This window comes from Halothece sp. PCC 7418 (genome assembly GCF_000317635.1).
GTDB lineage: Bacteria > Cyanobacteriota > Cyanobacteriia > Cyanobacteriales > Rubidibacteraceae > Halothece.
Genome location: NC_019779.1, coordinates 2,278,034 through 2,291,409 on the forward strand (window position 1 = coordinate 2,278,034; position 13,376 = coordinate 2,291,409).

Sequence of the window (13,376 nt, forward strand, 5' to 3'; positions counted from 1 at the left end):
TTAAGTAAACTTAAGCTAGGTATAGCATTACTCGTAAGAGTAAAGGGCGTTGCCGCCAAAGCCCGTAGCATAATGTTACGGGCGCCATTCCAATCTCGGTCATTTATTCTTTAGAAAGTTACCTCAGAACAAAGAACAAAGAACCAATCACGAAAATCAGGAAATTCCCTAGGGGTTAACCTCTTCATCCCATTCATCAACGGCGATGAGTTCTTGAACTGGGTCTTGCATGGAAAAACCAAACTCTAGGAGTTCATTTTTCCAATAAGACCATTCATTTCCATAAAGGAGTGCAATTTTCCAGATGCTGTCAGTCGGTTTGAGCAGTTTAGAATTAATCAGTGACTGCACTTGACGTTGCAACTTCACCATTGGGTGAGCTACTTGCTTAGTCATAAATTCAGTTCGGTTACGATAAATTTTTCAAATTCCACGAGATAACTTCCCTGGCTGTTATTCATTCGCTCTCGCAGAGGGGACAAGCTCAGAGAAGCCACTGTTATTATTTATAGCGTACTTGGGGGTGGTTTGGCAAGGTATTGCACGATGAACAATGACAGTTCAAAATGAGGTTAATCTTTGGTTTTCAATCAAACAACCTATGACTTCCACTACTGATTGGTCAACCGTACTCCAACAACTTCTCGATCAACACTCGCTCTCCCAAGAACAATCAGCAACCTTGATGACAGGATGGCTCAATGAAGACATTCCTCCTGTGTTATCAGGGGCGATTTTAGCAGCAATTCAAGCGAAAGGGGTATCACCGACAGAACTGGCGGGAATGGCAAGAGTTTTGCAACAACAATCCTTACAAAAAAATCCCCTCAGTTATTCAGAAGCCGTCATTGATACCTGTGGAACTGGAGGGGATGGGGCTTCCACCTTCAATATTTCTACAGCAGTGGCGTTTGTTGTTGCAGCATCAGGGGTAAAAGTGGCAAAACATGGCAATCGTTCCGCATCCAGTAAAGTGGGGTCAGCAGATGTTTTAGAAGCTCTCGGGATTAATCTCACCAGTTCCATTGAAAAGACTCAAGAGGCTCTAGAAGCGGTGGGAATCACATTTTTGTTTGCTCCAGGTTGGCATCCAGCGATGAAAAGTGTCGTTCCTTTACGGAAAACTCTAAAAGTGCGGACAATCTTTAATTTATTGGGTCCTTTGGTGAATCCCCTCCGCCCTACGGCTCAGGTAATGGGGGTGTTTGATGGTAAATTGATTGATACGGTTGCCCAAGCCTTTCAGCTATTGGGAATGGAACGCGCGATCGTCCTTCATGGTCGAGAAAAATTAGATGAAGCAGGATTAGCAGCCCCTACTGACTTAGCCATTTTGAATCACGGTGAAGTGGAAGTGACCACGATTGAACCGGAACAGTTGGGTTTACATTCTGTGCCGACAGAGGCTCTAAAAGGAGGAGAACTCCCTGAAAATCAGGCAATTTTAACTAACGTTCTACAAGGAAAAGGTAGCATCGCTCAGCAAGAAGTGGTGGCGTTAAATGCCTCTTTAGCCCTACAAGTGGCTGGGGTGGTTCCGTTAGGGGCTCATGAAGCGGGCATGAGTACAGCCAAGGAGATCTTGAAGAGCGGTGCAGCTTGGGATAAGTTAGAGGCTTTAGTTGCTTTTCTCCACTCTTAAGGAAACTGGACGTGCCTTGTAGGGTGGGCAATGCTAACGAATAACGGTCTTCACCGATCGCGCAGTTTTTCAACCGACCCTAAATCACTTGATAGACAAAACTCAACGTTGCCCAACAATGAACATTTAAGGCGTAAACACTGCTATCCAATCCTGTAACCTCGCTAGACACTTGACTGGCAGCTTGTAAGTCTTCTTGTACCGCTTGCATGACTTTCAGCGGATCTGGCAAATCAATAATCCGTTCTCCTTCTCCTTTCGATTGGGGAATTTGAGAAAGGACGTTTAGGGTTTTAGTAAAAGGTTGACTACTGCCAAGGACATAAATTTCTGATAATCCAGCAGGACCTGGAACTTGCCAATCATAAGAGGCTTCAGTTTTGGGAATGATACGGGTTTCTCTAGGAGTCAGTTTGAGATTTTGCAGGGGTTGGATATTTTGAGAGGGATCGGCAACTGCTGAGGAATCAGGGAAATAAAAACAAAGTGGATTTGCGCCAGAATCGACTCCCAATAACAAACAATAAATCGCGCGATCGCTGATGTTTTGTAAGCGATATTGAATTTGCGTCCCCGCATTAATTTGAGGAAAAGCACCTGCTAAGGCATAGGGTAAAGATTGGGTATCAAAGAAAAATTCTTTGCCTTGGCGATAGCGAAAAGTTTCTTGGCTAATCACAGGTGTTGTCTCTCCTTGGGGAGAAACAGTTTCTAAGGTTGCTCGTAAGCCTAACTGGGAAGAACCATCATTGACGGTGAATCGGCATAATTTCGCGGCTAACAGGGTTTTTAATTTCGGAACAATTCGCATCACCGCTGATTTGACGGCTTCGGTTTGTGTGCCCACGGTGCTGGGAATGGGCATTCCCCCGACGGAAAATAAACCATAGCCTTTTTCTACAATATTTTTCAGGGGGGGATTCCCTTGTAAAGATTGTCCTTTGCTAAAAACGTAATCGGCACTGCCTTCTCCTGCTGTAATCACTGTTGAAACTTCTCCCACATCAGAAAAAGCGCTGGTGGCATCAACCCGTTCAATGCGACCTAGGTTGGCTTCTAAAGCAATGATTAACCGAGGATTGCGAGGAATGATCCGAATTTCTTCTTGTAACCCTTGACCCACTTCCAGACTATTACTTCCTTGGAGAAAGCGGGCGCTGGCATTTAAGCCGTCATGACTGGTTAATTGAACTTGTTTGGGAGTGTCTTCAGTGTATCGAGAGGGGAGGGAAAAGATGGAATTAACTCCATAATCTTTGAGTACAGACGGAGGAATCCCCACGAGACGCAACTTGACATTATTCTCTAAGCCAGTGATGACAGCTTCTGCACCAAATAAATCAGAAAAGGCATAGTAGGGGACAATGGTTTTTCCTTGGTCTTTGCCAAACAAACGAGGCTGTTGTTGCGGTCCGAGTAATCGTTCAATGGTTTGTGCACTGCGAGTGAGAGAAATTTGAATGTTGCTTGCAGAAATGGCTTCCCAAAGGGAATGGGTTAAGGTATGGGTAAAGACTCCCGCATGAAATCCTCCCCAATCGGTTTCTGTGGCGATTTGTTGGGGACCTGTGGCGGTAATGACGACCCCCCGCAAGGTTTGGGCTTGATTGATCAGGCTTTCTGAAGACAAGTCTCTCTGGTTTAATTCCGCTTTTAGGCTTTGGGCAACCTCAAAGTCTTTTTCACTCAAGCTGGAAGCAGCAGCACGATTGAGGGAGCGCACTCGGAAATTCCCTTGCAGGGGTTGACCAATGGGAAGATAGCTGGTGTCAAGAATCAGGGTAACTTGATCGGTAAGCAGCGATCGCGCTAAGGTGGCTAAGGTATTTTCAAGGAGAAAATTACTGTCTCCAAACCAACGATTGGAGGTAGCACCATCACTGGGAACCAGACAATTAATTGTTGTTGTATTCCTCTGTTGAAGAGAAGCAGGGATTTTTGCTTTTGTGCCATAACCACTAAAATGAAAGACAACAACATCGTTCGGTTGTGCTTGTGCAATTAAATGTTCCCGAAACGCATTGATAATTTGATCTCGACTGGCAGCGCGATCGGTGAGTGTTAAGATATCTTCTGGTTGAAAACCAAACCGATAGCGTAAGAGTTCCTGCTGTTGTTCAACATCCGTAATGCACCCTTTAAGATCATTGCCACTATACTGATTAATCCCCACCAACAGAGCAAGTTTCCTACCGTTGCTACTAGCTAAAACTTCCGCCTGTTGTTTAATTTGGTTCCTCCATGCTGGTGGTAGGAACAAGTTTGATTCTCCCCTAAGCCCCCAAGCCAATGCTGTTAGTCCTGCTTGTTGTAGGAAATTACGCCGATCAATACCCATCTGATTTGCTGCAACTATGCTGATTAAAATTTAATCTGCTATTACTGTAGAAGGTTTTGTCGGAAAATCAAAGGTTGATTTGGTTATTTGTTATTTGTTATTTGTTCCTTGTTCTTGGGTCACTTTAAGGGAGGGGTTTTCTGGAAGCTCTTTCTTCTAATGAGACTGGGACACGTATTCTTTTAGGGCTTGGGGTGAGCCTTCTTTTGTGATTTTTCCTTGTTCTAAAATGAAAGCGCGATCGCAATAATCTAATTCTTCTAAACGATGGGTGACCCAAAGGGCTGTCATCCCCCGACTTTTCACTAAAGAGCGCACTTGCTGCACTAATTCCAGTTGGGTATCGGGATCTAAGAGGGCGGTGGGTTCATCTAACAATAAAACGGGGCAATTCCGCGCGATCGCGCCAGCAATGGCAATCCGTTGTTTTTGTCCGCCACTGAGGGCGTAAATCGGTCGTCGTTCCCAACCCAGTAACCCGACAGCACTTAACGCTTCCTGCACGCGATCGCGCACTTGTGTCCAACTTAACTGTTCTTTCACCAAACCAAAAGCCACATCCGCCCCAACCGTTGGCATCACCAATTGATGATCTGGATTTTGAAAGACAAACCCTAAGGGCTGTTCCACATAGCAAGTCCCACTTTGAGGCTTCAGCAATCCTGATAAGATGCGGAGTAGCGTTGATTTTCCACTACCATTACTCCCCAACAACATCCAAAACTCCCCTTGGGGGATCGTAAAGGAACAATCTTTGAGAACCGGTTGCTCCCGTTGCCAAGCAAAACTTATCTTTTCGAGCGCGATCGCAGCGTGTGTCACCAAATTACCCTTAAAAATTCCCCCAAAAGGGGGTACAGTGATTGTCTAATTAGGATTGTTGCATAAAGAACCCTGCGGGTCGTCCCGCTGGACTACCATCTTTTTGCGATAAGATGACAGCACTAACTTGGTCGCTAAAGACAGCAACTTTCTTTTCCGGATCTTTTTCACAGGTGAGTTCAACTAATTGCGGGGTGTCCGCTTTCAGTGCATTCAGAACATCTTGATACACTTTTTGAGCATCTTCCGATTCTTTGCGTTGAACCGTAATCGGAATCGGGCTATATTTCAAAGTCAGATCAATCGAGAACATAGGTTAAAGCATAAGTTTCTTTCCCAATGTATCTTATCTCTAGCAATTCTCACTTCATAAGGGACATTCTTAATTTTTGTTCTTCGTTATTCGTTCTTTGTTCTTTGGTAACTGGTCACTGATCAACGAATTTCTCTCTTGGGAAAGCTGAGGGATGAGAAGTAGTCCCCTAAACTGAGGGAATAGTCACTCAAGGATATGAAATCGAATGCGAGATTTTTCAACCATTCAAAACACCGACTATGACCTGATTATTATCGGCGGTGGCGTTAATGGCGCAGCGACTGCCCGCGATGCTGCTCTACGGGGCATTAAAACAATTTTACTGGAAAAAGGCGATTATGCTGGGGGAACTTCTAGCTGGTCAACGCGCTTAGTTCATGGGGGATTGCGCTATCTAGAATATTTTGAGTTTTCCCTAGTGCGAGAGTCTTTAAGGGAAAGAGAAGTGTTACTGCGGACTGCACCCCATTTAGTGAGTCCCCTGATGCTAACTGTACCCGTTTATGGAGACCGATCGCGCCCCTATTGGAAAATCAGTGCAGGAATGTTGCTCTATGATCTTTTTAGCTTTGACAAAACCCTGCCCTCTCATCGGATGTTACCAAAAGAAAAGTTCCATCAACTCTTTCGCGATTTAGACCAAGAGGGCTTAAAAGGAGGCGCACAATATTATGATGGACAAGCGGTTTACGCCGAACGTCTCTGTTTAGAAAATATCATTGCAGCAGAAGAAGCCGGGGCAACTTGTCTCAATTATGCGGAAGTGACAGGGCTAGTTCGCGATCGCGATCAAATTACTCAGTTAGAATGCGAAGATCAACTCACTGGGGAATCTTTTACGGTTCAGGGAAGCAAGCAAGCGGTTATCATTAACACCAGTGGGCCCTGGGTCGATCAAGTGTGTCAGCGAGGAGAAACCAATCAAAAATCAGCCCCGATTGGTGAAAAGCCGAAAATTGGCGGAACAAAAGGCAGTCATATTGTTGTTCCTCCTTTCTCGGGTGCGCCTGATACCGCCCTCTATGTGGAAGCGAAGTCCGATGGTCGTCCCTTCTTTATTGTCCCTTGGTTGGGACTGTATTTGATTGGGACAACTGACTTACCTTTCAAAGGCAGTTTAGACCAAGTCAAAGCCGATAATGACGAGATTGATTATTTATTGCGAGAAACCAACTTAATCATTCCCAGTGCACAACTCACCCGTGACGATGTGACGTTTACTTATTCGGGTGTCCGTCCGTTACCTTATGCAGAAGGACAAAAACCAGGCAGTGTTACCCGTAAACATATCATTCATGACCATGGCTCAGAAGGAGTGAAGAACTTGATTTCTCTGATTGGCGGTAAGTTAACCACATTTCGTCATACGGCGGAAGAATTAGTGGATCTCGTTGGTAAAAAACAAAAGCGTAATCTTCCTGCTTGTCCGACTTTAAAAACCCCTTTTCCTGGCGCAATTGTCAAGAGCGATCAACGGATGACAGCAGCCATACAAACCTATCGCGATCGCGTTCCCTTAAAAACATTAGACCATCTCTTTACTCTCTATGGAGCAAGAGCGGTATCGGTTTTAAAATTAATTGATGAATCTCCTGAACTGGCTGAAGCAATTACCCCAGAATTACCAGATATTAAAGCACAAATTGTGTATGCGGTTCGTTATGAATCAGCCCAGACCTTAGTTGATATTTTACGCCGTCGAACCACCATTGCTATGGAGTGCAATTATGGGTTAGATGTGTTATCGGTTGTCGGTGAGGTTTTACAAACCCATTGCGGTTGGAGTCAAACTCAGCGCGATCGCGCAACGGAAGACTATCATGCTTATATGGAAGGCAACTGCATCCCCGATTATGTTTTAACACCAAAAAAACGAGCAACCGCAACCCGTTAAAGCCATCCCTTTTTTTAATCTGGGGGTACTCGTTATTGGGAGTCGTTTACTTAGCTATTGCTCCCGATAACCAGGCAATCATAATCCTCAATAATGTTGATATTTGTTCTTACTTGCAATAGTCTCATTTTTATTTTTAATTTTTATTTGTTTTGGCAACTTATAAAACTAAAAAGACACTTAACTCAACTTGCAAACACACTAGAAAGTCTTGAAAAAAGCGTTCCGATCGCGCTTCAGTTAATACAATTGAATGTTCGCCGTCGTGAGTATCAGAGCTTAACCCTTCGTAAAAAGTATGAATTTTTACAGCAAAATCGGGAAAATTTATTAACAATCCTGCAAGTTTTGAGATGGTTGTACCGTAAATATCAGTCTTAAGATTGACCGCAAATAGACAACTGAAGAGTAATAGGGGATAATAGGCAAGATTGTTTCCTTCTCGTTGGCAAGAGTTATACCATTTCGGTGTGGGTTAAGGGAAATCAGTATCCACCTCACAAAAATAACAATTGCTAGAAAGAAAAATGAGTCGTGAGCCATCAACCAAAAGCAAATCTTATGATGAATCTATTTCTAATTACATCTGAACAAATGAATGGATTACTGGTGGCAGCATCAGAAAAACTCAGCATCTTCGTTCAATTGAATCAAGCGTTTGCTGATTTTGTTGCGATCTTAAAAACCATTTTCTTCTATCCCATTTTCGGGATGCCCATCATCGTTCTTTGGTTAATTATCGGAGGCGTATATTTTACCTTCCGCATGGGATTTATTAACCTCAGAGGCTTTAGTCACGCCCTCGCAGTCCTCTCAGGAAAATATCAAAGCAGTAGCGGAGATGACGATGACCAAGAAGGGGAAGTCTCACCATTTCAGGCTGCTTCTACCGCCCTCTCAGCAACAGTTGGTTTAGGGAGTATCGCCGGATCAGCGATCGCGATTCAAATGGGCGGTCCTGGCGCGGTGGTGTGGATGAGTATCGCTGGCTTTTTAGGAATGTCCAGTAAGTTTGTCGAATGTACTCTCGGACAAAAATACCGTCAAGTCAAACCCGATGGCAGTGTTGCGGGGGGCCCCATGTATTACCTGTCTGGCGGACTCTCAGAACTGGGGTTACGTCCTTTAGGCAGTGTTTTAGGAATTTTCTTTGCCATTCTCTGTGTCTTGGGAACGTTTGGTGCAGGGAATATGTTTCAGGCGAATCAGTCTTATGCAGCCCTAGCGGGTGTTCTCCCCTTTATCGCCGAACGCAGTTGGTTTTATGGGCTGATTATGTCTTTACTGGTGGGCGTTGTCATTATCGGCGGAATTAGTCGCATCGGGGTGGTTACCAGTCGTTTAGTACCACTGGTCGTTTTGTTTTACATTAGCGGTTGTCTGTGGATTATTCTCAGCAATTGGCAAATTATCCCCGAAGCCGTTGGCGTTATTTTCAAAGGGGCGTTTTCTCCAACCGCGATTCAAGGGGGATTAGTGGGAGTGATTGTGCAAGGCTTTCGTCGCGCTGCCTTTTCTAATGGGGCGGGAATTGGTTCCGCGGCGATCGCGCACTCTGCAACTCGTAATGATCAACCGATCCGAGAAGGAATTGTTGCTTCCATTGAACCGTTGGTGGATACTTTAATCATCTGTAATTTGACAGCGATTTCCATCGTCATCACAGGCGTTTACAAAAGTTTTGCCAGTGGGGAAGCCTCAGGGATTCAACTGACTGCTGCTGCTTTTGGAACTGTTGTCGAATGGTTTCCCACGGTGCTAGCCATTGCAGTGATTTTATTTGCTTTTTCCAATATTGTTTCTTGGAGCTACTATGGAGAACAGGCTTGGATGTATTTATTTGGAGAAGCCAGTACCCTCCTTTACAAAGTCATTTTCATTGTCTTTGTTTTTCTAGGCTCTGTCATTGAATTAGGCATTGTTCTCGATTTCAGCGATATGATGTTGATTGCGATGTCAGTTCCGAATCTCCTCGGCTGTTTCTTACTCGCGGGGAAAGTGGGGGATGATCTGGAAGTTTATATGGATAAACTGCGATTAGAACGTGCTGTCGCTGGATCATCAACAACCGATTCCCAAGCCCAAGAAGAATACACAAGTTCCTCGAAAAAATAATTGTCTGAAACCCAAAAAGTCGCGATCGCGCAGGGGAAACAACGGCTCGATCGCGCCCTCGCCCAAGCCTTCCCCGATTTTTCGCGCTCCCGTCTGCAAAAACTCATTGAACAGGGGAATGTGCAAGTGAATGAGGACATTTGCACCAATAAAAAGCAAGGGATTGAAGCGGGAGATCGCCTGATTTTATCGGTTCCGCCCTTGCAACCGCTTTCGGTTGAACCAGAAGCCATTCCTCTTGATATCCTTTATGAAGATGAACATCTGATTATCGTCAATAAACCAGCAGGTTTAGTCGTGCACCCCGCCCCTGGACATGAAAGCGGGACGTTAGTTAATGCGCTCCTTGCTCACTGTGACCATTTAGCAGGAATCGGAGGAGTTGAACGTCCTGGGATTGTCCATCGTCTCGATAAAGATACTACTGGCGCGATCGTGGTAGCAAAAAACGATTTTGCCCATCAGCACTTACAAAAACAAATTCAGGTCAAAACTGCAAAAAGAGAGTATCTAGGTCTTATTTACGGCGTTCCTAAAGGCGTAGAGGGAATAATTGATCGGCCCATTGGTCGCCATCGGGTTGATCGCAAAAAGATGGCAGTGGTTGCTGTAGAAAAGGGGGGACGCACTGCAATCACTCACTGGCAACTGGAAGAGCGCCTTGGCAATTATAGTCTGCTGGCGTTTCAATTAGAAACAGGACGCACCCACCAAATTCGCGTTCATTGTGCAGCGATGGGACATCCCATTGTCGGCGATCCGATGTATAGTTCAGGACAGTCGCTTGGAGTCAATTTATCAGGACAAGTGCTTCACGCGAGAAAGCTCACTTTAACTCATCCGATGACAGGAGAGATGATCAGCGCGATCGCGCCGTTCCCTTCAGATTTTACTAAATTATTGGCAGAACTTAGAAATCGTTCTCGCTAAACAGTTGGTTCTACCACACTTTCTGAAAAGACTCATCCTCACAGAGCTAGACCGATTGAATATCGTGCTTAGTTTTTTAAAAGAAACGTTAGCTTAGGCATTCACTATGGGAATCATTTAAAGTAAAGGTAGTGATCTCTACAGTTACGATTGCGTTAGATTTTCTTTTCTGAAGCGTGAATTAAAGCAAAACATATTTTCTATCTGAAGTAAATTATCATGAATGCTAAACCATCTCACTTTTACGTCAAGCTCTTCCAACAATATTTCCTATCTCAACGGCAAAATCAAGGCTTTGCACTACCGTTAATTGTTGGTTTAGGACTAGTTATGACTGTTATCGGAATGACCCTGATTGGGCAATCTCAGAAGGATCAAGTGAAATCGACCCTGAAAGAAGGAAGTGCGGAAAGTCTGAGTATTGCAGAAGCTGGGATTACAGATGCCTTGAGTTTAATTAATGCTGTCCCGACAATATCAACTAGGAATCTCGACCAATGGTCAGAGATAGATACGGATGACTCAACAAGTGGCATCCAACTTGCCTCAGATAGTTGTAGTGGTGGTGGTAGCGGTGCGGGCTCTAGTTTATCCAGTCGTCTCGAAAAATATGCACAAGCCAACCTTGAAGATCGCTGGGTTGCGGTTAATAATGGCGAAGACCAATATCGGATCAATCGCTATACTTATGATGATGGAACAGGAACAGGAACTTTACAAATAGAAGGACAGGCTAACCTTAATAAGAATGCTTCTACAACTATTTTAGAAGTTTCAATCCCCGTTGATATTGTTGATGATAGTTTTCTTACTGGCGGTTTAGCACCAGGGCTTTTAGTTAAGCAGGGTCAGATTGATAATGAAACCATTGATGGTGATGTGTTGTATGTAGGATGTAATGATGACACAAATAATTTTGATGAGAAGAGAGCTCAAATTACTGGACAACTTAAGTTTAATCCAGCTTTGAAGTTTCCTGAAATTCCTGCAGATGATGAACTTCCAGCAACTCCTAAGAATTTAGGAGATATTACATCAAGTGGTTTTTCTGAAATAGCAAGTAGTTCTAATGAAGATAAAAGTTACTTAGTTGCCTTTAATCCTTTTGGCACGATGAGCGATCTTAATCCTCCTCTCATGGCAACCAAACCAGATTCGGTAGGTGGTGATAAGGATAAGGATGAGGATACCGGAAATGAAAATACTGATGGTAGTGGTGGTAGTGCCAACTGCGATAAGAAAAAAAATGTAGTAACCTTACCATTACCGAGTGACGATACAACAAGCTCTAATTACGACCCAAAAGAACAACGTTATTACTATAAAGCTAGTAGCCTGAATTTAGATAGCAATACTAATCTCAAAATTAAGAATGGTGAAAATGTAGTTATTGTCTTAGATGGTGGTGATATTGATATAGCAGGCAATACTTGTATTAATGGAGATAACAAAGGAACTCCAACAGCACTAACAATCTATGGTCGGGGAACAAATAATGTTTGTCTGAGTGGTACAACCCGAATATTCGGCTTTATTTTTGCCCCTGATGCCAGTTTTGGTGTCAATGGCGGTGGTTCTGGTTCACCTATTATGGAAGGTGCATTATGGGCGAATAACTGGGGTGAGGCAAGTTGTGCTAAATCGAAATCCAAAAAGGTATATTTATCTCAAGCAGCAGACTGGAATAAAATTCCTCAAAATATCCGCAATCAAATTGATGGGCTACAAGCGATTGATCCCATTAATGCTTGGGAACGTCAAGCCAAATAATCAGAAGCAGTCGTGAAAAACGAAATACGAATTACAAGATGGCAGTGAAATTGAACTGTCATCTTTATTTTTTGTCATCTGAATCAGGTCAGTTTTCAATACTATTACTGAACTAACTGGGTCACAAAAATTGCTATAACATAAATAGAAGAAATTTGCCATATTAAATGGGTAAAAAATCCTAATTATTGTGATTAAAATACATAAATTGTTATGAATAAAATCTCCTTAAAAAACTTACCCTGTCAACTCCAACTGAAGATTCTTAGGGAATACAAAATCAATCAACAGAAAGGCTTTTCACTGCCTCTGATTATGGGCTTGGGGCTCATTATGATGGTGGTGGTTTTAACGTTACTGGGTCGCTCTCAAAAAGATCAAGTCGTCACCGCTTTAGAGGAAGGAAGTGCACAAAGTTTAAGTGTTGCAGAAGCGGGAGTCTCCGATACTTTGAGCTTGATTAGTACGGTAAAAACCATTGCGGATGTTGATTTACCTGATTGGTCGGATGAAGCAACCAAGTTAAATAATGCTCTTTGTAGCGATGATGGTTCAACTCCCCTTGTGGCTCGTTTGAATGATTATGCTGGTGGGGTTTGGATTAGTGTCAATGATGGGCGCGATCGGTATCGGATTGACAATTATACTTATGATGCTGTGAATGAAGAAGGAAGATTACAAATTACTGGACAAGCCAATATTGCTAGTAAGACTTCCACCAGTGTTCTCGAAGTTGTAATTCCTGTAACGACCATTATTTCTGACGATGACGGCTTTGCTCCTGGACTGCTTGCTAACCAAGTTGATGTTAAAAACGAAACCATTGACGGTAGTGTTGCTGTTTCCGGTTGTCAGGAAGACTCTGATATTAGCAGTGAGGAAGAAAGTCAAATTACAGGGGAGCTAACTTACAACCCATTGATTGAATTCCCTGATATTCCAACTCCTCCTGTTACTCCTTATGATTTGGGAGCAATCACCAGTGCAACAACCTTACCTCTCAACTTACCTAGCGAAAGTCCAGCCATCGTTCATGATGAAACGTCTAGCCATTACGATAGTGCCACTGACACCTATTATTACCAAGCAGATTATATTTATATGAGTGGAAGTGACCTCTTGGAAATTGAAAATGGGAAAAATGTCGCTCTCTATGTTCAAGGTCGAACAGGCAAAGATGTTGACTTTAAAGGAAGTTCCGGCTTAGTCAATAATAACGCCAACCCCACCAGTTTTAGCCTCTACGGTGCAACCTCAGATGTCGATCAAATGTGCTTGTCTGGTAATAACCTTTTGGAGGCTTTTGTTCTTGCTCCTGATGCTAATGTTGGCGTAAATGGCAGTGGCGGTTCTCTTAAATTTGCAGGCGCGCTCTGGATCGATAAGTGGCGGTGGGATGGTGTTTGTAGCTCTAACCCCAGTGGAACACTCATTGCCCAAGATGTAACGTGGTCAGAAATTCCCACATCTCTTCGTGCTGAAATTGATGGCTTTGAAAAAGTTAATCCCCTTGCCAGTTGGCAACGCAACGCTCAATAGTTCCTTATTC

11 protein-coding genes are annotated in these 13,376 nt (G+C 43.6%); 6 read left to right on the forward strand and 5 right to left on the reverse strand.

From position 1 onward, the window contains the following. Window positions 1-168: 168 nt before the first annotated feature. Window positions 169-396, reverse strand: coding sequence for a DUF4327 family protein (locus PCC7418_RS10220; protein ID WP_015226102.1), 228 nt, complete (start codon window positions 394-396; stop codon window positions 169-171). A gap of 205 nt (window positions 397-601) precedes the next feature. On the opposite strand from PCC7418_RS10220, the gene trpD reads away from it, so the two are divergent. After that, on the forward strand, window positions 602-1,642 hold the full coding sequence (gene trpD, locus PCC7418_RS10225) for an anthranilate phosphoribosyltransferase (protein WP_015226103.1): 1,041 nt from the start codon (window positions 602-604) through the stop codon (window positions 1,640-1,642). Between the two features lie 79 nt (window positions 1,643-1,721). On the opposite strand, the gene PCC7418_RS10230 is transcribed toward trpD, so the two are convergent. From PCC7418_RS10230 to PCC7418_RS10240, 3 genes are all read right to left on the reverse strand, one after another. After that, on the reverse strand, window positions 1,722-3,980 hold the full coding sequence (locus PCC7418_RS10230; protein WP_015226104.1) for a caspase family protein: 2,259 nt from the start codon (window positions 3,978-3,980) through the stop codon (window positions 1,722-1,724). A 156-nt stretch (window positions 3,981-4,136) separates the two neighbouring features. Further along, window positions 4,137-4,802 carry an energy-coupling factor ABC transporter ATP-binding protein gene (locus PCC7418_RS10235; RefSeq protein ID WP_015226105.1) on the reverse strand — a complete coding sequence of 222 codons (666 nt, stop codon included), beginning with the start codon at window positions 4,800-4,802 and terminating at the stop codon, window positions 4,137-4,139. 49 nt (window positions 4,803-4,851) lie between these two features. Then, window positions 4,852-5,115 (reverse strand): hypothetical protein, encoded by a 264-nt coding sequence (locus tag PCC7418_RS10240; RefSeq protein WP_015226106.1) that lies wholly within the window; start codon window positions 5,113-5,115, stop codon window positions 4,852-4,854. A 208-nt stretch (window positions 5,116-5,323) separates the two neighbouring features. Here PCC7418_RS10240 and glpD point away from each other — a divergent pair, with 208 nt between their 5' ends. After that, entirely contained in the window at window positions 5,324-7,012 is a 1,689-nt protein-coding gene (gene glpD, locus PCC7418_RS10245) for a glycerol-3-phosphate dehydrogenase (RefSeq protein WP_015226107.1), read from the forward strand. Between the two features lie 160 nt (window positions 7,013-7,172). Here glpD and PCC7418_RS20540 read toward each other — a convergent pair whose 3' ends face one another. Next, a complete protein-coding gene (locus tag PCC7418_RS20540) occupies window positions 7,173-7,349 on the reverse strand; it encodes a hypothetical protein (protein ID WP_171814904.1) in 177 nt (58 codons plus the stop codon). 224 nt (window positions 7,350-7,573) lie between these two features. On the opposite strand from PCC7418_RS20540, the gene PCC7418_RS10255 reads away from it, so the two are divergent. The 4 genes from PCC7418_RS10255 to PCC7418_RS10270 all read left to right on the forward strand — a co-directional run bounded on the left by PCC7418_RS10255 (window position 7,574) and on the right by PCC7418_RS10270 (window position 13,366). Continuing rightward, the gene (locus PCC7418_RS10255) at window positions 7,574-9,127 is read left to right on the forward strand and encodes a sodium:alanine symporter family protein (RefSeq protein WP_015226109.1); all 1,554 of its coding nucleotides are present in this window, start codon (window positions 7,574-7,576) and stop codon (window positions 9,125-9,127) included. After that, entirely contained in the window at window positions 9,128-10,057 is a 930-nt protein-coding gene (locus PCC7418_RS10260) for an RluA family pseudouridine synthase (protein ID WP_015226110.1), read from the forward strand. A 219-nt stretch (window positions 10,058-10,276) separates the two neighbouring features. Next, complete coding sequence (locus PCC7418_RS10265; protein WP_015226111.1) at window positions 10,277-11,827, forward strand: hypothetical protein; 1,551 nt, start codon at window positions 10,277-10,279, stop codon at window positions 11,825-11,827. A gap of 213 nt (window positions 11,828-12,040) precedes the next feature. Continuing rightward, on the forward strand, window positions 12,041-13,366 hold the full coding sequence (locus tag PCC7418_RS10270) for a hypothetical protein (RefSeq protein WP_015226112.1): 1,326 nt from the start codon (window positions 12,041-12,043) through the stop codon (window positions 13,364-13,366). The last annotated feature ends 10 nt before the right edge of the window (window positions 13,367-13,376 follow it).